The 19983-nt window shown below is 54.8% G+C and carries 17 protein-coding genes; 6 read left to right on the top strand and 11 right to left on the bottom strand.

The window, feature by feature from the left end:
- Positions 1-19 precede the first annotated feature (19 nt).
- Entirely contained in the window at positions 20-865 is an 846-nt protein-coding gene (locus HV107_RS09595) for an MIP/aquaporin family protein (protein ID WP_182062997.1), read from the bottom strand.
- A gap of 398 nt (positions 866-1263) precedes the next feature.
- On the opposite strand from HV107_RS09595, the gene zapB reads away from it, so the two are divergent.
- Positions 1264-1503, top strand: a complete 240-nt coding sequence (gene zapB / locus HV107_RS09590; RefSeq protein ID WP_014072349.1) for a septal ring assembly protein ZapB — start codon at positions 1264-1266, stop codon at positions 1501-1503.
- A 482-nt stretch (positions 1504-1985) separates the two neighbouring features.
- On the opposite strand, the gene rraA is transcribed toward zapB, so the two are convergent.
- The 7 genes from rraA to priA all read right to left on the bottom strand — a co-directional run bounded on the left by rraA (position 1986) and on the right by priA (position 9989).
- Positions 1986-2471 (bottom strand): ribonuclease E activity regulator RraA, encoded by a 486-nt coding sequence (gene rraA / locus HV107_RS09585; RefSeq protein WP_182062996.1) that lies wholly within the window; start codon positions 2469-2471, stop codon positions 1986-1988.
- A gap of 92 nt (positions 2472-2563) precedes the next feature.
- Complete coding sequence (menA, locus tag HV107_RS09580; protein ID WP_182063494.1) at positions 2564-3490, bottom strand: 1,4-dihydroxy-2-naphthoate polyprenyltransferase; 927 nt, start codon at positions 3488-3490, stop codon at positions 2564-2566.
- 62 nt (positions 3491-3552) lie between these two features.
- Positions 3553-4887, bottom strand: coding sequence for an HslU--HslV peptidase ATPase subunit (gene hslU / locus HV107_RS09575; RefSeq protein WP_182062995.1), 1335 nt, complete (start codon positions 4885-4887; stop codon positions 3553-3555).
- A 9-nt stretch (positions 4888-4896) separates the two neighbouring features.
- Entirely contained in the window at positions 4897-5427 is a 531-nt protein-coding gene (gene hslV, locus HV107_RS09570) for an ATP-dependent protease subunit HslV (RefSeq protein ID WP_014072345.1), read from the bottom strand.
- Positions 5428-5521: 94 nt separating this feature from the next.
- Entirely contained in the window at positions 5522-6544 is a 1023-nt protein-coding gene (ftsN, locus tag HV107_RS09565; protein WP_182062994.1) for a cell division protein FtsN, read from the bottom strand.
- Between the two features lie 93 nt (positions 6545-6637).
- Positions 6638-7663 (bottom strand): DNA-binding transcriptional regulator CytR, encoded by a 1026-nt coding sequence (cytR, locus tag HV107_RS09560; protein WP_182062993.1) that lies wholly within the window; start codon positions 7661-7663, stop codon positions 6638-6640.
- A 130-nt stretch (positions 7664-7793) separates the two neighbouring features.
- Entirely contained in the window at positions 7794-9989 is a 2196-nt protein-coding gene (priA, locus tag HV107_RS09555) for a primosomal protein N' (protein WP_182062992.1), read from the bottom strand.
- A gap of 205 nt (positions 9990-10194) precedes the next feature.
- Between priA and rpmE the strand changes: the two genes are divergently transcribed.
- Entirely contained in the window at positions 10195-10407 is a 213-nt protein-coding gene (gene rpmE, locus HV107_RS09550) for a 50S ribosomal protein L31 (protein WP_014072341.1), read from the top strand.
- Positions 10408-10455: 48 nt separating this feature from the next.
- Here the strand turns inward: rpmE and metJ are convergent, their stop codons facing one another.
- Positions 10456-10773 (bottom strand): met regulon transcriptional regulator MetJ, encoded by a 318-nt coding sequence (gene metJ / locus HV107_RS09545; protein WP_007369220.1) that lies wholly within the window; start codon positions 10771-10773, stop codon positions 10456-10458.
- A gap of 279 nt (positions 10774-11052) precedes the next feature.
- Between metJ and metB the strand changes: the two genes are divergently transcribed.
- The 4 genes from metB to katG all read left to right on the top strand — a co-directional run bounded on the left by metB (position 11053) and on the right by katG (position 18130).
- Positions 11053-12213, top strand: a complete 1161-nt coding sequence (gene metB, locus HV107_RS09540; RefSeq protein WP_182062991.1) for a cystathionine gamma-synthase — start codon at positions 11053-11055, stop codon at positions 12211-12213.
- A gap of 2 nt (positions 12214-12215) precedes the next feature.
- Positions 12216-14648, top strand: coding sequence for a bifunctional aspartate kinase/homoserine dehydrogenase II (locus tag HV107_RS09535; RefSeq protein ID WP_182062990.1), 2433 nt, complete (start codon positions 12216-12218; stop codon positions 14646-14648).
- A gap of 202 nt (positions 14649-14850) precedes the next feature.
- Positions 14851-15741 carry a methylenetetrahydrofolate reductase gene (gene metF, locus HV107_RS09530; RefSeq protein ID WP_182062989.1) on the top strand — a complete coding sequence of 297 codons (891 nt, stop codon included), beginning with the start codon at positions 14851-14853 and terminating at the stop codon, positions 15739-15741.
- Between the two features lie 208 nt (positions 15742-15949).
- Positions 15950-18130 (top strand): catalase/peroxidase HPI, encoded by a 2181-nt coding sequence (gene katG, locus HV107_RS09525; protein ID WP_182062988.1) that lies wholly within the window; start codon positions 15950-15952, stop codon positions 18128-18130.
- A gap of 63 nt (positions 18131-18193) precedes the next feature.
- Here the strand turns inward: katG and HV107_RS09520 are convergent, their stop codons facing one another.
- Both HV107_RS09520 and fsa read right to left on the bottom strand, forming a co-directional pair.
- The gene (locus tag HV107_RS09520) at positions 18194-19297 is read right to left on the bottom strand and encodes a glycerol dehydrogenase (protein ID WP_182062987.1); all 1104 of its coding nucleotides are present in this window, start codon (positions 19295-19297) and stop codon (positions 18194-18196) included.
- Positions 19298-19309: 12 nt separating this feature from the next.
- Positions 19310-19972 (bottom strand): fructose-6-phosphate aldolase, encoded by a 663-nt coding sequence (gene fsa / locus HV107_RS09515; protein WP_182062986.1) that lies wholly within the window; start codon positions 19970-19972, stop codon positions 19310-19312.
- Positions 19973-19983: the final 11 nt, after the last annotated feature.

Below are 19983 nucleotides of genomic sequence, written 5' to 3'. Positions count from 1 at the left end.
TTTGAGTCCCGTAGTCAGATTACAGCGAAGCTTTTTGTTGTGCGGCAGAAGTCGTTTCCTTCTCCTCTTCCACACAGGTGTCGCACGGTAAGTGGCGACCAATTAATTTGCGATAGCCAAATGCACCCAGTGACGCCCCCACGATTGGCCCGAACAGCGGAACCAGGAAGTAAGGAATGTCTTTGCCACCGGTGAAAGCGACGTCGCCCCAGCCAGCGATAAAGGCAAAGGCTTTTGGCCCGATGTCACGCGCCGGGTTCATGGCGAAGCCAGTCAGTGGACCCATGGATGCGCCGATAACGGCAATCAGCAGGCCAATCAACAGCGGCGCCAGTGGGCCACGCGGAATGCCGTTGCCATCGTCGGTCAGCGCCAGGATAACGCCCATCAGGATAGCGGTAATCACCATTTCAACCACGAACGCCTGCACAAAATTGATATGCGGGTTTGGATAAGTTGAGAAGATGCCAGCCAGATCCAGACTTTCGACACTGCCGCGCACCATATGATGCGTCTGTTCGAAGTCGATGAAAAGATTGTAATAAAGCCCGTAAACTAATGCTGCTGCGCAAAACGCGCCAGCAAATTGAGAAATGATGAAAGGGACAACTTTGCGTCCATCGAAGCACGCGAACAACCACAACGCGATGGTCACCGCCGGATTAAGATGTGCACCAGAAACGCCTGCGGTCAGGTAAATGGCCATCGCCACGCCCAGACCCCAGATGATACTGATTTCCCACTGACCAAAACTGGCACCCGCCACTTTCAGTGCAGCGACACAACCCACTCCGAAGAATATCAACAACCCGGTACCAAGGAACTCGGCGATGCACTGGCCTTTTAAGGTTGATGTCTGACTCATAATCGGAATCCTGAAGAAATTGATGTTTATTGTTAGCATGGCCGCCCGTGACAGCCACGATGTCCTGTAGACATAGTGTTAATTTATCGTTAACGAGCAAAAACGAGAAATATCGAAATCAAAATGTGTGGTCTGTGTCAATAAAATGAGCGTTTTCGCGCTACAAAGCACATTTTTAACTCAACGGCGAAATGAGAGCTGAATCATTTCATTAACGAAAGAGTTAACAATTTAGGGGTATATGACGCGAACGCACCAGGACGAGGCCGAAAAGTGTTGCAAACCGCGATCTGCGCGGCATGTCGCTGGACAGGGGCGGCGGGGCTTCATACAATCGGCATATATGTTGTGCGCGTTTACGTTAAAGCGTCGCCTTGCAATTCAGGAGAGGTAGGATCATGTCTTTAGAAGTGTTTGAGAAACTGGAATCGAAAGTACAGCAGGCGATTGACACCATCACGCTGCTGCAAATGGAAATTGAAGAGCTGAAAGAAAAGAACAACAGCCTGGCACAAGAAGTTCAGACCGCGCAGCACGGCCGTGAAGAACTGGAGCGCGAAAACAACCAACTGCGCGAACAGCAGAACGGCTGGCAGGATCGCTTACAGGCGCTGCTGGGACGTATGGAAGAAGTTTAATTCCAGTCGGGAATGAACTGAACAGGCCGGGTATGGCGTCATCGCTACCCGGCTTTTTTGTGGTCGTTGCTTACTGGCGACAATGAACGCGATACAGATATAGCGTTTCATTATGCGGTCCCTGTGACTAACCGCTCCACCGTTCACCACCGGTGATAAGTCGGTGGACACAAGCCCTGGTGCGGGCTGCTTTACGGCGTTGAATACACCTTTCCCAGGACCGATGCCCATTTGCGAGATGGCGGAAAGGGACGCAGCATCATAAATAGCTTCAGCCGTGGAGTTAAGGTCTTCAAACATAATTGGGAATTTATAAAGGTTCGAAGGGGTTGCCTACCGTTTATAGGGCGGTATGATAAATGTCCCTGGTGTGGGTCTGTAAGACCTCCCAACGGACCGCGAATCCCGAGGGACAAAAAAAACCGCCACATTGCTGTTGGCGGTTTTTTTATGCTTCGCGCTTCCTGCGGGAAACGCGTTTATTACTCGATATCCAGCGGGTCTTCGGAAAGGATAATGCCGGTGTTATCGGCATAGAGATGGTCGCCGGAGAAGAAGGTTACGCCGCCGAAATTAACGCGAACGTCGCTTTCACCTATACCTTCACCCGCAGCACCCACCGGGATGGCCGCGATGGCCTGAATACCGATATCCAGCTCTTCCAGATCGTCGACCTGGCGCACTGAGCCGTACACCACTATCCCTTCCCACTCGTTTTGCATGGCCAGGCGGGCAAGGTCGGCATCAATCAACGCACGGCGCATAGACCCACCACCATCGACCAGCAAAATACGGCCACGACCGTTCTGTTCGAGCAGATCGTACAGCAACCCGTTATCCTCGAAACATTTCACCGTGATAATTTGTCCGCCAAACGACGACCGCCCACCAAAGTTGGTAAACAGGGGTTCTACGACGTTGACATCTTCCTGGTAGATGTCGCAAAGCTCGGAAGTATCGTATTTCATAGGCTTAATGTTCAGTTGCTGCGAGTGCTTTCAGTATATCGCGCGAAACGCATTGTTGGCAAAATCATCAATTGTTAATTGATATTTGTCAGTTAACGTAACGCCTGACTCAGAATAATACCCACTACGAACAACAGGTTAGTCAGTAATGCCCCTTTTACCGTTCGTTCGAGCATGGGCGGCATTGCAGCTGGATCATGTTCGCGCAGGACATACCGCGCCTGTTTTACCAGCAGCGGCGCGGCCAGAATAAACAGCCAGCCCCACAAACTGTGCAGTGAAATCAGGTTAAACAGCGCCAGACACACCAGCGCGCCCATCAGCAGACAGGCGTGGTAACGACGCGCATTAACCGTCCCCAGGCGTACCGCCAGAGTGTTTTTCCCGTTTTCGCGGTCGCTGTCGATATCGCGCAGGTTATTAATATTGAGTACCGCCGTCGCCAGCAGGCCACATGCCGTAGCAGGCAGGAACAGGGCAGGGATGAGCGTATGCGCCTGTAAATACCAACTGCCCATTACGCTCAGCCAGCCGAAGAAGACCAGCACGGAAATATCACCCAGGCCAATATAACCGTAAGGGCGCGTGCCGACGGTGTAGGTAATGGCGGCAATAATGGCAAGCAAACCCAGCACCATAAAACCAATGAAATCAGCCGTGGTTTTACAGGCGACAGACACCAGTGCCAGGCCGGACAAACAAATCAGTACCACGGTGATAATCAGCGCGCGTTTCATCTGTGCCTGGGTGATCACCCCCTTTTGCATCCCGCGCAGCGGCCCAATCCGATCGGGTTTATCGCTGCCTTTTACGGCATCACCATAATCGTTGGCGAGATTAGAGAGGATTTGCAGCAGCCCGGCGGTGACGAGTGCCAGACCGGCGACCAGAGGGTCGAAATAACCTTGCCACCATGCGAGGGCAGAACCAACGATAATCGCGGCAAAGGCCAGAGGAAGCGTTTTAGGGCGCAGACTTTCGAGCCACGCCTGAGTACGGCTGATATCAGTCATAGTTATTTAGCCAATAAAAATGGGGCTTTTCAGCCCCATTAACAGTGATGAGAATGCAGTAACCGCGATTATAGGATAAAACGGCTCAGATCTTCATCTGCCACTAACGCATCCAGATGTTTACTCACATATTCTGCGTCAATGGTAATGCTTTGACCGTTCAGGTCGCTCGCATCATAAGAGATATCTTCCACCAGGCGTTCCAGTACGGTGTGCAGACGACGCGCACCGATGTTCTCGGTGGTTTCATTCACCTGCCATGCGGCCTGGGCGATACGTTTGATACCGTCTTCGGTGAACTCAAGGTTAACCCCTTCGGTCGCCATCAGCGCTTTGTACTGTACGGTAGCAGAGGCGTTTGGTTCGGTCAGGATACGTTCGAAATCTTCCGTAGTCAGTGCCTGAAGCTCTACACGGATTGGCAGACGACCCTGCAATTCCGGGATCAGGTCGGACGGGCTGGCAACCTGGAATGCGCCTGACGCGATAAACAGGATATGGTCAGTTTTCACCATACCGTGCTTGGTGGAGACGGTGCAGCCTTCAACCAAAGGCAGCAGGTCGCGCTGAACGCCTTCACGGGACACATCCGGGCCGGAACTGTTGCCGCCACGCTTACAGATTTTGTCGATTTCGTCGATAAACACGATACCGTGCTGCTCAACCGCATCGATTGCATCTTGCTTCAGCTCTTCCGGGTTCACCAGTTTTGCCGCTTCTTCTTCGATAAGCAGCTTCAGTGCGTCCTTGATTTTCAGCTTACGCGCTTTCTGCTTCTGGCCGCCCAGGTTCTGGAACATGGACTGCAACTGGCTGGTCATCTCTTCCATACCTGGAGGTGCCATGATTTCAACACCCATCGGCGCGGCAGCAAGATCGATCTCAATCTCTTTGTCGTCCAGTTGCCCTTCACGCAGTTTTTTGCGGAATGCCTGGCGTGCGGCAGATGGCTCAGCTTGCTGTTCAGACTGGCCCCAGTTGTTTTTAGCCGGTGGGATCAGCACGTCGAGAATGCGCTCTTCAGCCATCTCTTCGGCACGATAGCGGTTTTTCTCGATGGCCTGGACGCGCACCATCTTGATAGCGGAGTCGGTCAGATCGCGGATGATAGAATCCACTTCTTTACCAACATAGCCCACTTCGGTGAACTTGGTCGCTTCCACTTTGATGAACGGCGCGTTGGCCAGCTTCGCCAGACGGCGGGCGATTTCGGTTTTACCGACACCGGTCGGGCCGATCATCAGAATGTTTTTTGGGGTCACTTCGTGACGCAGCTCTTCATCGAGCTGCATACGACGCCAGCGGTTACGCAGGGCGATAGCCACGGAACGCTTCGCGTTATCCTGGCCGATAATGTGTTTGTTCAGTTCGCTGACAATTTCGCGTGGGGTCATTTCAGACATGGGAGATCCTTACGCTTTGGAGGTCAATTCTTCGATGGTGTGGTTGTGGTTGGTATAGATGCAGATATCACCTGCAATATCCAACGCCTTCACCGCGATATCGCGTGCGTTCATGTCGGTATTTTCCAACAGCGCGCGGGCAGCAGCCTGGGCGTAGGGGCCGCCAGAGCCGATAGCAATCAGGTCATTTTCGGGCTGAATAACGTCACCGTTACCGGTGATAATCAGCGAAGCGGTTTCATCGGCCACAGCCAGCAGGGCTTCGAGCTTGCGCAGCATACGATCGGTACGCCAGTCTTTCGCCAGCTCAACGGCGGCTTTCACCAGATGACCCTGGTGCATTTCCAGTTTGCGTTCAAACAGTTCAAACAGCGTGAAGGCATCAGCGGTACCGCCTGCAAAACCGGCGATCACTTTGTCGTTGTAGAGACGACGCACTTTCTTCACGTTGCCTTTCATGACGGTATTACCCAGCGTGGCCTGGCCATCACCGGCGATTACCACTTGGCCGTTACGGCGTACACTTACTATTGTTGTCACGAGCAGACCCCCTGGTTACAGATTCGGGAAACAGAAGCCCTGAGCCAGTGCTCAGGGCTGAATTAAATGATAAATGGGGGGGATTTTGGGGGTTTCAACCCCCGGAAGCGAGTCGAATGCAGTTTGTGTGACCGGCAACTTTCAAACGGGAGATAGTGCCATCGGCATTTTCTTTGCCTTTGACCGGGCCAATCACCACGCGGTTCCAGCCATTGTTGGTGGTGATGCGTGAATCAAATCCTTCAAATGCCAGCTGAGCACGTACCGTTTCGGCCTGCTCTGCACCTTTAAACGAACCGCACTGAACCATCCAACGGCGCTCGTCTTTTTTCTCAGCCGTTTGCTTAGGCGCTTCCGTCTCTTTGGTCACCGGGGCGGCCTGTTGCGTCTTCGGTTGCTGTGCCGTGGTGTGCGTAGGGGTCTGCAACAGATCCTGATACGCCTGGGCCTGAGTCGCCTGTTTCTGCGTTTGTGCCTTAGGCGCCTGAACAGGTTGTGCCTGTGCGGTACGCGTTTGCTGCTGTGGCTGCTGGTAAGGCTGCTCTGCCACACGCGGCTGCGTGCGAGGCTGCTGTACTGGCTGAGTTTGCGTCCACTGCTGTTGTGGTTGCTGCTGTTGCTGCTGTTGGCTCAGCAACTGTGCCTGGCGCTGACGTTGCAGCGTTTGCTGGCGTTGTGCTGGCGTTTGTTCATTCCACGGCACTTCGTTCAGCTGTGTCGGCTGCTGGCGCATGTCGGCCTGCATCTGGGCCAATAATTGACGCTGTTCGTCGGTCAGCTGATTCGCGTTCACGACTTCACCACCGGCAGAAGGCTCAGTAGGTGCGCGAACGCCTGGCTGGCGACTTTCCAGCTCTTTGATATAGCGCCAGCGCTCTTCAGGTTTTGGCGGTAAGCCATTCCCGGCAACCTTGTTGCCCTGAAGCGCCTCGGCATCTTCTTTCTTATGGTGAGTAATAAAGTACAGGCCACCGATAAAGGCTACCACTACGGCCGCGGCAATAGCGACCATCGCCGGGGAGACAGCAGGCAGGCTACGTTGCTTATTCCTTGAGCTACTCTTTTTGCGTCGCGAAGGTGCCGGCTGGCCGCGACGTACATAATCTCGTTGTGCCACTATCGTTTCGCTGTATTTATTCGTTCGTCAGCCCGCCATGTTACTTAAGCGGCGGGGCTTTGACCAGATAAGGGTGTCCTAAAGGCGTTTACTTTAAGTCAATGCCTGGGTAGTGCCGCGCACAATCAGTTCGCAATCCAGCAGACGTGACCCGCTACTAACTGTCTGACCATGCAGCTGATCCAGCAGAAGGAGCATCGCTTCGCGACCAATCTGGTAGCGCGGTTGCGCGACGGTTGAAAGCGGTGGATCGCAAAATTCTGATAGAGAAATATTATCGAACCCGATAATTGACAGATCTTTTGGCACGCGCAGACCACGGCGTTTGGCATAAGATAACGCACCCAGCGCCATCACATCACTGTGGCAGAATACCGCCGTTGGCGGTTCCGGCAGCGCCAGCAGTTTTTCCAGCGCCAGCCCACCGGCTTCAAAGGTGAAATCCCCGCGCGCAATATAATGCGGGTCGACCGTCGCGCCGGTACGGCGCAGAGCCTGAACGTAGCCTTGTAAGCGGTAGTGACACAGCGGCATCTCTTCTGGCCCGGCGATACAGCCAATGCGTTTGTGCCCCAGATCCTGAAGATAGTTCACCGCGTTAAAGGCTGCGGTGAGGTTGTCGATATGCACCGTCGGCAGTTCCAGCTCTGGGGCGAATTCGTTCGCCATCACCATCGGCGGTAAATTGCGCTGTTCTTCAATGCTGGCATCAAAGGGCAGGCGTGAGCCGAGCAGTAACATTCCGTCGATCTGCTTGGTGATAATGAGGTCAATAAAGGTTTTTTCCTGCTGATTCTGGTGAGCGCAGTCCCCAATCAGCACCAGATAGCCTTGTTCGGCAGCGGTCACTTCAATACCGCGGATGATTTCGCTAAAGAAGGGATCGCAGATGTCCGGCACTATCACCAGTATCGTGCGCGATTCATTGCGCTTAACGTTACGTCCCATTGCCTGCGGGAAATAGCCGACTTCCAGCGCCGCCTGCTCTACCCGATTGCGTGTCGCCTGGGAGACTTTATCCGGGTTCATTAATGCGCGGGACACGGTTGCCGTAGATACCTGTGCTTTCTGGGCAACGTCTTTCATGGTCGCCGTGGCAACCTCTTTCCTGGACTTCACGTCTTCTCCTCGCATGAACACCGAACTTCTGACACCTCATTTTTACAGATAGTTTATGAGAGCGGTTACAGAATTTTCATAAAAAGTGTGAGGAAGGTTAAATTTTTTCGATCCGTCTCGCAACAGAGGCTTAGCCTTCAATGGGATCAACATCCAGGACCCACTTAACCTTACGCGCTTCCGGCAGGGTATTTATCAATGCCAGCGTACTGCTGACAACATGTTGTAAGCGTATACGCGAGGGGTGCTGCAATAAAATTTGCCAGCGGAAACGCCCACCCCGCTTGGGTGCCAGCGCAGGAACAGGCCCTAAAATCCACAGCTGGTTATCCACCAGTGGGCTGGCTTGCAGCAGATTGCGGAGCTGCTGGAGGAACAGCGGTGCCTGCTGATTATTATGATCTTCCGCGCGGATGATCACGTGGCTGGTCCACGGCGGCAGTTGCAGGGTCTGACGCTCAGCCAGGGCTTGTTCGGCAAACGCGTCATAGCCTTTATGCAGCAAGGTTTGCAACAGAGGGTGTTCCGGGTGGTGGGTTTGTAGCACCACTTCTCCCTGCTTCCCGGCGCGACCGGCGCGACCGGCCACCTGGGTATAGAGCTGGGCAAAACGTTCGGCGGAGCGGAAATCGGCAGAGAACAACGCGCCATCCACATCCAGCAGGGCGACCAGCGTGACATCCGGGAAGTGGTGCCCTTTGGCCAGCATCTGAGTCCCAATCAATATACGCGCACCACCGCGATGCACTTCCGCGAGCTGTTGCTCAAGCGCGCCTTTGCGGCTGGTGGTGTCCCGGTCGATACGTGAAATGGGAACATCCGGGAAGAACGGGGCCAGTGCTTGCTCCAGCTGTTCCGTCCCCAGGCCGACCGGCACCATGTGCGTCGAGCCACAAGACGGGCATTGGCGCGGGATAGGTCTTTGGCTGTCGCAGTGGTGGCAGCGTAAATGGCGTTGTGCCTGGTGAAGCGTGTAGTAGTGGTCGCAGCGTGGGCACTCCGCAATCCATCCGCAGTCATGGCAGAGCAGCGCCGGGGCAAATCCGCGTCGGTTCAGGAACAGGATCACCTGATTCCCGGCCTGCAAATGCTGGCGCATTCGGGTGATCAATGCAGGCGCTAACCCGGCCTGCACCTGCTGACCTTTCAAATCCAGCACATGCTGAATGGCCGGGCGGGCGTTCCCCGCGCGGCGTGTCAGGCGCAGCATGTGATATTTACGCTGGCGGACGTTGTGCAGCGTTTCCAGCGCAGGCGTGGCGGAGCCGAGAATAATCGGGATCTGCTCGCTGTGAGCGCGATAAACGGCCAGGTCGCGAGCATGATAGCGCCAGCCTTCCTGCTGTTTATAGGAGCTGTCATGCTCTTCATCTATTACGATGACGCCCAGATTTTTAAACGGGGTGAACAGCGACGAGCGCGTGCCAATGACAATGGCAGCTTCACCGTTTTTCGCTTTGAGCCACGCGCTGAGGCGTTCGCTGTCGTTCAGGCCGGAGTGCAGGACTTCCACCGGCGCATTAAAACGTTCACGAAAACGGGCGATGGTTTGAGGCGTCAGGCCGATTTCCGGCACCATGACCAGCGCCTGCTTGCCCTGAGAGAGCACATTTTCCAGCACGCTAAGATAGACTTCGGTTTTGCCGGAACCCGTAACACCTGCCAGCAACCAGGCGGAAAAATGGTCGGCGGCGCTGTGAATCGCCCCCACGGCGGTAGCCTGTTCGGTATTCAGGCGCAGACGATCCCCGGAAACGGAAAAACTGTCGCGCCAGTCATAAAGGGCGGGCGCTTCGCTTGCCAGCTCGCACAACCCTTTTTTACGCAGTGCCTGAAGTGCCGCGTCAGTAAAGTCCAGCTCTTCAACCTGATGGCGCCAGATGCGCCTTTGGCGCAGGGCTGCCAGCGCCTGTTGCTGTTTAGGGGAACGCTTCAGACTGTTAATGTCTACCGCTTGCCCCTGTTCGGTGGCGAACCAGTACCACATCGGCGCGTGGCTGGCGCTCTTACCCTGGCGCAGTAAAATGGGTAGGGCATGGAACAGAACATCGCCAATCGGGTGGTGATAGTATTCCGCCGCCCACAGCAACAGCCGCCAGGTGCTCGTTGAGTAGACCGGCTCGTTATCCAGCACTTCTGCAACGGCTTTCAGCTCATTAACAGGAAGCTCACTTTTATCGCTGACGGAAACCACGATCCCCACGCGCTGCTGCTTGCCAAAGGGCACGGTCACGCGACAGCCCGCTTTGGCATTCATGCTGTCGGGCAGCAGATAGTCAAAGGTGCGGGGAAGCGGAACGGGCAGGGCAACGTGAGCGACGGGCATCGAATCTTCCTGACTTGAAAAGTGGCGCGTTAGTATACACATTAGTAAAAGCGGCGTGCGGATCAGTTTGCATACGCTGGTCAAATTCTGTATGATTCGCCGCCTTTGATGCGCTTTATGCAGTGTCAAAACCTATACTATTAACATCGCGTGGTGTCTGGCGTTAGGGCTGGAAGAGCGACGCGGCCTTAACTGAGGTTCTCCCATGAAAAAAGATATTCACCCGAAATACGAAATGATTACTGCAAACTGCTCTTGCGGTAACTCTATCCAGATCCGCTCCACCGTGGGTCACGATCTGAACCTGGACGTGTGCGGCAAATGCCACCCGTTCTTCACTGGTAAGCAGCGTGATGTTGCAACCGGTGGCCGTGTTGACCGCTTCAACAAGCGTTTCAGCATCCCGGGCGCTAAATAAGTTTCCCGAAAAAAAGGCACCGAAAGGTGCCTTTTTTGTCTCTGCAAATCAGTATTCCCACGTATCCGGGTCGATACCCAGTTCACGCATAATCACCTTTGCCTCTTCCGGGATTTCATCGCTGCGCTCTTTACGCAGGTCTTCATCATTCGGCAACGGTTGACCGGTAAACGCATGTAAAAATGCTTCACACAGCAATTCGCTGTTGGTCGCGTGACGCAGGTTGTTCACCTGACGACGCGTACGTTCATCGGTGAGGATCTTCAACACCTTCAGAGGAATGGAAACCGTAATTTTCTTTACTTGTTCACTCTTCTTACCGTGCTCAGCGTATGGGCTGATATATTCGCCGCTCCATTCAGCCATGAGATACCTTTAATCCTCTCAGTCATTAATCTAAAGGTGCAAAACCCTGTAATAAGGAGTGTTTTGGACCGTAATCTTGCGTAGTTTACCGTAGAGACACTACCGTGGCACGGATATTGGCACTGCGGCGTGCACTAAAGCATATAATTTTAACGGCTATTTGCGCATTGCTCAATCTATACGCAAAGAAGTTTAGATGTCCAGATGTATTGACGTCCATACTTTCAATGTTTACTCTGGTGGCTGACTTTTCACCTAATAAGCCAGGAAGCCTTCACCATGACGCGTAAACAGGCCACCATCGCAGTGCGTAGCGGATTGAATGATGACGAGCAGTACGGCTGTGTTGTCCCGCCGATTCATCTTTCCAGTACTTACAATTTCACCGGATTTAATGAACCCCGTGCGCACGACTATTCCCGTCGTGGCAACCCTACGCGCGATGTTACCCAGCGCGCGCTGGCGGAGCTGGAAGGTGGCGCAGGTGCGGTGTTAACCAACACCGGTATGTCTGCCATCCATCTGGTGACAACGGTCTTCCTGAAACCTGGCGATCTGCTGGTTGCGCCGCACGACTGTTATGGCGGCAGCTATCGTCTGTTCGACAGCCTGGCAAAACGGGGCTGTTATCGCGTGTTGTTTGTTGATCAAAACGACGAACAAGCCCTGAAACAGGCGCTGGCAGAGAAACCAAAGCTGGTTCTGGTGGAAAGCCCAAGCAATCCATTGTTGCGCGTTGTCGATATTACCAAAATTTGTCAGCTCGCAAGGGATGCGGGAGCGATAAGTGTAGTGGATAATACGTTCCTCAGTCCGGCCCTCCAGAACCCACTGGCACTGGGTGCAGATCTTGTATTGCATTCATGCACTAAATATCTGAATGGGCACTCTGATGTGGTGGCGGGCGTGGTGATTGCAAAAGATCCCGACGTTGTCACCGAACTGGCATGGTGGGCCAATAACATTGGCGTCACCGCAAGCGCCTTTGATAGCTACCTGTTGTTACGTGGCATTCGCACGCTGTCGCCGCGCATGGAAGCGGCTCAGCGTAATGCCCTGGCGATTGTCGATTTCCTGAAAACGCAGCCGCTGGTGAAAAAATTGTATCATCCATCGCTGCCGGAAAATCAGGGGCATGAGTTTGCCGCGCGTCAACAGAAGGGTTTTGGCGCGATGTTAAGCTTTGAACTGGATGGCGATGAGCAAACGCTGCGTCGCTTCCTGAGCGGGCTGTCATTGTTTACGCTGGCGGAATCATTAGGTGGGGTCGAAAGCTTGATCTCCCACGCCGCGACCATGACGCACGCAGGGATGGCACCCGAAGCACGTGCCGCCGCCGGTATTTCTGAAACGCTGCTGCGTATTTCAACCGGTATTGAAGATTCTGAAGATTTAATTGCCGATCTGGAAAATGGCTTCCAGGTCGCAGCCAAGGGGTAATCATGAGTGTGATAGCGCAGGCAGGGGCGAAGGGTCGTCAGCTGCACAAGTTTGGTGGTAGTAGTCTTGCTGATGTGAAATGTTACCTGCGTGTCGCAGGGATCATGACAGAGTATTCACAGCCGGGTGACATGATGGTTGTCTCTGCGGCTGGCAGCACCACCAACCAGTTGATTAGCTGGCTGAAATTAAGCCAGACCGATCGCCTTTCTGCGCATCAGGTTCAACAATCCTTACGTCGTTACCAGAGCGAACTCATTGCCGGCTTGCTGCCAGCCGAGGTCGCTGATGGGCTGATTTCCGCATTTACTCATGACCTTGAGCGCCTGGCTGCCCTGCTTGATAGCGGCATTACCGATGCGGTGTATGCCGAAGTGGTGGGTCACGGTGAGGTCTGGTCTGCGCGTCTGATGGCGTCCGTTTTGCAACACCAGGGTGTTGAAGCCGCGTGGCTTGATGCGCGCGACTTCCTGCGCGCTGAGCGTGCTGCACAGCCGCAGGTCGACGAAGGCTTGTCTTATCCGTTACTGCAACAGCTGCTGGTGCAGCACCCGGGCAAACGTATTGTGGTGACCGGCTTTATCAGCCGCAGCAACGCGGGTGAAACCGTGCTGCTGGGGCGTAATGGCTCTGACTACTCTGCAACACAAATCGGTGCGCTGGCCGGTGTTTCCCGTGTGACTATCTGGAGTGACGTGGCGGGTGTTTACAGCGCTGATCCGCGCAAAGTGAAAGATGCCTGCCTGCTGCCGTTGCTGCGTCTGGATGAAGCCAGCGAGCTGGCACGTCTGGCTGCTCCGGTGCTGCACGCCCGTACGCTTCAGCCGGTTTCGGGCAGTGATATCGACCTGCAACTGCGCTGTAGCTATACCCCGGATCAAGGTTCAACTCGCATTGAGCGTGTGCTGGCCTCCGGCACAGGCGCACGTATCGTCACCAGCCATGACGACATCTGCCTGATTGAGTTCCAGGTGCCAGCCGGCCAGGATTTCAAACTGGCACACAAAGATATCGACCTTATTCTGAAACGTGCGCAGGTGCGTCCGTTAGCCGTTGGCGTGCATAACGATCGCCAGCTGCTGCAATTCTGCTACACCGCAGAAGTGGCCGACAGCGCACTGAAAATTCTTGATGAAGCTGGCCTGCCGGGTGAACTTCGCCTGCGTCAGGGGCTGGCGCTGGTCGCGATGGTGGGCGCAGGTGTCACCCGTAATCCGCTGCACTGCCACCGCTTCTGGCAGCAGCTGAAGGGCCAGCCAGTTGAGTTTACCTGGCAGTCGGAAGAGGGCATCAGTCTGGTGGCCGTTCTGCGTAAAGGACCAACTGAGAGCCTGATTCAGGGTCTGCACACCTCTCTGTTCCGCGCGGAAAAGCGTATCGGCCTGGTGCTGTTCGGCAAAGGGAATATCGGTTCTCGCTGGCTGGAGCTGTTCGCGCGTGAGCAAGAGACGCTTTCAGCGCGTACCGGGTTTGAATTTATTCTCGCGGGCGTAGTGGACAGCCGCCGTAGCCTGCTGAATTACGAAGGTCTGGATGCCAGCCGCGCACTTGCCTTCTTTAATGATGAAGCGGTTGAACAGGATGAAGAGTCACTGTTCCTGTGGATGCGTGCGCACCCGTATGATGACCTGGTCGTGCTGGACGTCACGGCCAGTGAACAGCTCGCCGATCAGTATCTGGATTTCGCCAGCCACGGCTTCCATGTCATTAGTGCCAACAAACTGGCGGGCGCGAGCAGCACCGATAAATACCGTCAAATCCATGACGCGTTCGAAAAAACGGGCCGTCACTGGTTGTACAACGCGACTGTTGGCGCGGGCCTGCCGGTTAACCATACCGTGCGCGATCTGATTGAAAGCGGTGACAGTATTCTGGCGCTGAGCGGAATTTTCTCCGGCACGCTTTCCTGGTTGTTCCTGCAATTCGATGGCACGGTTCCTTTTACCGACCTGGTGGATCAGGCGTGGCAGCAAGGGCTGACCGAGCCAGACCCGCGCGTGGACCTGTCCGGGAAAGACGTCATGCGTAAACTGGTTATCCTGGCGCGTGAAGCTGGGTATGACATCGAGCCGGGCGCAGTGCGCGTGGAGTCACTGGTACCTGCGGGTTGTGAGGAAGGTTCTGTCGACCACTTCTTCGAAAACGGTGACGAGCTGAATGACCAGATGGTGCAACGTCTGGAAGCGGCACAAGAAATGGGCCTGGTGCTGCGCTATGTGGCGCGCTTCGAGGCGAACGGTAAAGCGCGAGTCGGTGTTGAAGCGGTGCGCCCTGAGCATCCACTGGCGGCGCTGTTGCCGTGCGATAACGTTTTTGCGATTGAAAGCCGCTGGTATCGCGATAACCTGCTGGTGATCCGTGGCCCGGGTGCTGGTCGCGATGTGACCGCCGGGGCAATTCAGTCCGACATCAACCGTCTGGCTAAGCTGCTGTAATCTCAATTATTCCCTCTCCTACCGGGAGAGGGACTTCTCTTCATCATGAACTTCCCTCATCTTCCCTGAGCAATCCTCACCGTTATTGTTGATTATTTCTGTTGACGCCACTCCGCTTTTCCGTCATTTTTACATCTGGACGTCTAAACGTATAGAAGTTCGAATCACAACAAACAACGACACGCGATTGATGAGGTAAGGTATGAGCTTTTTTCACGCCAACCAGCGGGAAGCCCTGAATCAGAGCCTGGCCGAAGTAAACGGCCAGATTAACGTCTCTTTTGAATTTTTCCCGCCGCGCACCAGTGAAATGGAGCAAACCCTGTGGAGCTCTATCGATCGCCTGAGCAGCCTGAAACCGAAATTTGTCTCCGTGACTTACGGTGCAAACTCCGGTGAGCGTGACCGCACGCACAGCATTATCAAGGGCATCAAAGACAGAACCGGTCTGGAAGCGGCTCCGCACCTGACCTGCATCGATGCTACCCGCGATGAACTGCGCGCCATCGCCCAGGACTACTGGAACAACGGGATTCGTCATATCGTCGCCCTGCGCGGCGACCTGCCGCCGGGCAGCGGCAAACCGGAAATGTATGCGGCTGACCTGGTGACGCTGCTGAAAGAGGTGGCGGACTTTGATATCTCCGTTGCCGCGTACCCGGAAGTTCACCCGGAAGCGAAAAGCGCGCAGGCGGATTTGCTCAACCTGAAACGTAAAGTGGATGCCGGGGCAAACCGCGCCATCACCCAGTTCTTCTTCGACGTAGAAAGTTATTTGCGTTTTCGTGACCGCTGCGTTTCTGCGGGCATCGACGTTGAAATCATTCCTGGCATTTTGCCGGTGTCTAACTTCAAACAGGCGAAAAAATTCGCTGGCATGACCAACGTGCGCATTCCGCTTTGGATGTCTAAAATGTACGAAGGGCTGGACGATGACCCGGAAACACGCAAGCTGGTGGGCGCAAATATCGCGATGGACATGGTGAAGATCTTAAGTCGTGAAGGGGTGAAGGACTTCCACTTCTATACTCTGAACCGCGCGGAAATGAGTTACGCCATTTGCCACACGCTCGGCGTTCGACCTGGCGTGTAACAAATAAAAGCCCTCTTCGGAGGGTTTTTTGATTTATAAGGGTTTTATTTTCCTGCCAGTTCAGCAATGCTGCCTTTGACGTACAAAAGTCACATATTTTCAATGTAAAATTAAACGGAATTAACTATCGAATCTGTGGGTTATCCCAACTATACCTTATCAATAAGGGCGTATATCGTAACAGTAATACTGTAAAGGGAGCACAACGATGAGCACGTCAGACGATACCAATAAAGCGGCATCAGCCGGTAAGTGTCCGTTCCATCAGGGCGGCGTTGATCTTAGCGCGGGTGCTGGCACCGGCAGTAAAGAGTGGTGGCCTAAGCAACTTCGTGTTGATCTTCTGAATCAACATTCCAGCCGTTCGAACCCACTGGGTGAAGACTTCGATTACCGCAAAGAATTCAGCAAGCTCGACTACTCAGCCCTCAAGGGCGATCTCAAAGCACTCTTAACCGACTCCCAACCGTGGTGGCCTGCCGACTGGGGCAGCTATGCGGGCCTGTTTATTCGTATGGCCTGGCACGGTGCTGGTACTTATCGCTCCGTTGACGGACGCGGTGGTGCAGGACGCGGTCAACAGCGCTTTGCGCCGCTGAACTCCTGGCCAGATAACGTTAGCCTGGATAAAGCACGCCGCCTGTTGTGGCCTATCAAACAGAAATATGGGCAGAAAATTTCCTGGGCTGACCTGTTTATCCTGGCGGGTAACGTGGCGCTGGAAAACTCGGGCTTCCGTACCTTTGGCTTTGGTGCCGGGCGTGAGGACGTCTGGGAGCCAGATCAGGATGTGAACTGGGGTGATGAAAAAGCCTGGTTGACCCATCGCGATCCTGAAGCGCTGGCGAAGCGTCCTTTAGCTGCCACTGAAATGGGTCTGATTTACGTCAACCCGGAAGGGCCAAACGCCAGCGGCGAACCGCTGTCTGCGGCTGCGGCGATCCGCGCAACCTTCGGCAACATGGGAATGGACGACGAAGAGACTGTCGCCCTGATTGCCGGCGGCCATACGCTGGGTAAAACACACGGTGCCGGTGAAGCAACGCATGTGGGTGCCGATCCAGAAGCCGCACCAATTGAATCTCAGGGCCTGGGTTGGGCAAGCAGTTTTGGCAGCGGAGCGGGGGCTGATGCGATTACATCTGGTCTGGAAGTTATCTGGTCGCAAACCCCGACCCAGTGGAGCAATTACTTCTTCGAGAACCTGTTCAAATTCGAGTGGGTTCAGACCCGCAGCCCGGCAGGGGCGATTCAGTTTGAAGCCGTTAACGCGCCAGACATCATGCCTGACCCATTCGACCCGTCGAAAAAACGCAAACCAACTATGCTGGTCACCGACCTGACCCTGCGTTTTGACCCTGAGTTCGAGAAGATTTCTCGTCGCTTCCTCAACGATCCGCAGGCCTTCAATGAAGCCTTTGCGCGTGCGTGGTTCAAGCTGACCCACCGCGATATGGGGCCAAAATCACGTTACATTGGCCCGGAAGTACCGAAAGAAGATCTGATTTGGCAGGATCCGCTGCCGCAGGCGGTGTTCAATCCTTCTAAGGAAGACATTGAGAGCCTGAAAGCGGAAATCGCGGCATCCGGGCTGTCCATCAGTGAACTGGTTTCTGTTGCCTGGGCGTCTGCGTCGACCTTCCGTGGTGGTGATAAGCGCGGCGGCGCCAACGGTGCGCGTCTGGCGCTGGCACCACAACGCGACTGGGATGTTAACGCTGCAGCGGTTCGTGCCCTGCCAGCGCTGGAAGCTATTCAGCGCACGACCAACAAAGCTTCACTGGCCGATATCATCGTGCTGGCGGGTGTGGTCGGTGTTGAGCAGGCGGCGAAAGCCGCAGGGGTTTACGTTAACGTACCGTTTACGCCGGGCCGTGTTGATGCGCGTCAGGACCAGACGGATATCGAGATGTTTACCCTGCTTGAACCGATTGCCGATGGCTTCCGCAACTACCGTGCGCAGGTTGACGCTGCGACAACAGAATCGCTGCTGATTGATAAAGCCCAGCAGCTGACGCTGACTGCGCCTGAACTGACGGTGCTGGTGGGTGGTTTGCGTGTGTTGGGTGCTAACTTTGATGGCAGCAAAAACGGCGTGTTCACTGACCGTGAAGGTGTGCTGAGCAATGACTTCTTCGTGAATCTGCTGGATATGAATACCCAGTGGAAAGCGACTGATGCGTCCAGCGAGCTGTTTGCCGGTAGCGATCGCGCCAGCGGTGATGTGAAATACACCGCAACCCGCGCTGACCTGGTATTCGGTTCTAACGCCGTCCTGCGCGCACTGGCTGAAGTGTACGCCAGCAGCGATGCCAGCGAGAAGTTCGTTCGCGACTTCGTTGCGGCATGGGCGAAGGTGATGGATTTGGATCGTTTTGACCTGAAGTAAATAAAAATCCCCGCTTCAGCGGGGATTTTTTTGCCCGGCGGCTACGCCACCCGGCAATTTTTGTTACTCCCACTCCTGTAAGAACCGCTGTCCGTACTGGTCTGCAACCAGCAGCGCGGCGTAAACCTGATCCGGCGACACACCGCCCGGCATGTTGTGAATGGTTTCACCTTCGGCACAGGCCGCTTCAGCGATCAGACGCATTTTCGCCAGAATATTCTCTTTGATATCCAGCTGCGCCAGGGTAATTGGCAGCCCTACGCTGTGGCAAAGCGCGGCAACGGTTTCTATCTCTTCAACCGGTGCGTTTTCCAGAACCAGCTGTGTGAGTGTGCCGAACGCCACTTTTTCACCGTGATAGAAGTGGTGGGCTTCTGGTACTGCCGTCATCCCGTTATGAATGGCATGTGCTGCTGCCAGCCCGCCGCTCTCAAAACCGACGCCGCTGAGATAGGTATTGGCTTCGATGATGCGCTCCAGCGCCGGTGTGACCACGTGCTGTTCCGCTGCCAGCATCGCTTTTTCACCCTCTTCAACCAGCGTGTTGTAGCACAGTTCCGCCAGCGCTAAAGCAGCCTGGGTACATTTGCCGCCCGCCATGGTGGTTGCGCCGCTGCGGGAACAGGCGCGAGCTTCAAACCAGGTGGCCAGTGCATCACCAATACCCGCCGCCAGCAGGCGTGCTGGTGCGCCCGCCACCACTTTGGTATCGACAATCACCATGTTCGGGTTGTGTGGCAGCATCAGGTAGCGATCGAACTCACCGCTGTCGGTATATATAACGGAAAGGGCGCTGCAAGGTGCATCGGTGGAGGCAATGGTTGGGGCGATAGCAACCGGCACGTCCATAAAGTGAGCCAGTGCTTTAGCGGTATCCAGCGTTTTACCGCCGCCAATACCCAGTACCGCCATGCAGTCGGCGCTGTCGGCCAGCTTTTTCAGACGGTCGATTTCATTTTGCGAACATTCGCCGCCAAATGGTGCGATTTCGACGTGCAGTTCCGCTTTTTTGAAGCTTTCACGCAGGGTCTCTTCGGCAAAACCCAGTACAAATTTATCGCCAACTACCAGCCAACGTTTTGCCAGCGGTTTCAGATAGTCGCCCAGACGGGTGAGAACATCAGCGCCCTGGATGTATTTCCCCGGCGATTGAATGATACGGTCCATAACATTTCTCCCTTAGAGGTTGAGGTTACCAAACGCGTTTTTCCAGTCTTGCTCGAACTTCTCTATGGCTGACTCTACCGCCGGAGTGCCGAGCATTTGTTGCGCTACATCTAAAGGAAGTGTGATTGCTTCACATCCGGCAAGCAGGCAGTCCAGCGCCTGTCGTGGTGTTTTAAAACTGGCGGCCAGCACCATGCTTTCTGGCGCGTGCAGTTCCAGCAGAGTCTGCAGCTCCTGAACCATGCGAATGCCATCACCGCCCTGTGCATCAACGCGGTTGACATACGGTGCGACATATTTCGCCCCTGCGAGTGCGGCCAGTAAACCCTGCGCGGCGCTGTAAACGGCGGTGCCTAGCGTGGTAATCCCCTCTTTTTTCAACGCTTTGATCGCGATAAGCCCCTGAGCGGTCACCGGGATTTTCACTACGATATCCGGTATGGCGTTACTCAGGCGTTTGGCCTCTGCCACCATGCCCTCTGCATCACGGCTCATGGTCTGGGCGAACAGCGTGCCTTCCGGCCCGATAGCTTTTTGCAGACGTGGCAGCACGTCCCAGATAGATTCACGGCTGGCAGCCACAATACTTGGGTTGGTGGTAACACCCGCAATCGGGAAGATGCGCGCCAGGCGTTCAACTTCCGCCACGTTGGCGGTATCCAGATACAGTTCCATTACTCTTCCTC

Source organism: Enterobacter sp. RHBSTW-00175 (assembly GCF_013927005.1).
In the GTDB taxonomy this organism is placed as follows: Bacteria; Pseudomonadota; Gammaproteobacteria; order Enterobacterales; family Enterobacteriaceae; genus Enterobacter.
The sequence above is the reverse complement of the archived record's forward strand: the minus strand, read 5'-3'. Positions and strand labels throughout refer to the sequence as shown.

Coding starts and splice junctions, on each gene's coding strand:
- zapB (WP_014072349.1), top strand. CDS start 1,264: ATGTCTTTAGAAGTGTTTGAGAAACTGGAATCGAAAGTACAGCAGGCG.
- metF (WP_182062989.1), top strand. CDS start 14,851: ATGAGCTTTTTTCACGCCAACCAGCGGGAAGCCCTGAATCAGAGCCTG.
- metB (WP_182062991.1), top strand. CDS start 11,053: ATGACGCGTAAACAGGCCACCATCGCAGTGCGTAGCGGATTGAATGAT.
- HV107_RS09535 (WP_182062990.1), top strand. CDS start 12,216: ATGAGTGTGATAGCGCAGGCAGGGGCGAAGGGTCGTCAGCTGCACAAG.
- fsa (WP_182062986.1), bottom strand. CDS start 19,972: ATGGAACTGTATCTGGATACCGCCAACGTGGCGGAAGTTGAACGCCTG.
- katG (WP_182062988.1), top strand. CDS start 15,950: ATGAGCACGTCAGACGATACCAATAAAGCGGCATCAGCCGGTAAGTGT.
- metJ (WP_007369220.1), bottom strand. CDS start 10,773: ATGGCTGAATGGAGCGGCGAATATATCAGCCCATACGCTGAGCACGGT.
- rpmE (WP_014072341.1), top strand. CDS start 10,195: ATGAAAAAAGATATTCACCCGAAATACGAAATGATTACTGCAAACTGC.
- HV107_RS09520 (WP_182062987.1), bottom strand. CDS start 19,297: ATGGACCGTATCATTCAATCGCCGGGGAAATACATCCAGGGCGCTGAT.
- rraA (WP_182062996.1), bottom strand. CDS start 2,471: ATGAAATACGATACTTCCGAGCTTTGCGACATCTACCAGGAAGATGTC.
- priA (WP_182062992.1), bottom strand. CDS start 9,989: ATGCCCGTCGCTCACGTTGCCCTGCCCGTTCCGCTTCCCCGCACCTTT.
- HV107_RS09595 (WP_182062997.1), bottom strand. CDS start 865: ATGAGTCAGACATCAACCTTAAAAGGCCAGTGCATCGCCGAGTTCCTT.
- hslU (WP_182062995.1), bottom strand. CDS start 4,887: ATGTCTGAAATGACCCCACGCGAAATTGTCAGCGAACTGAACAAACAC.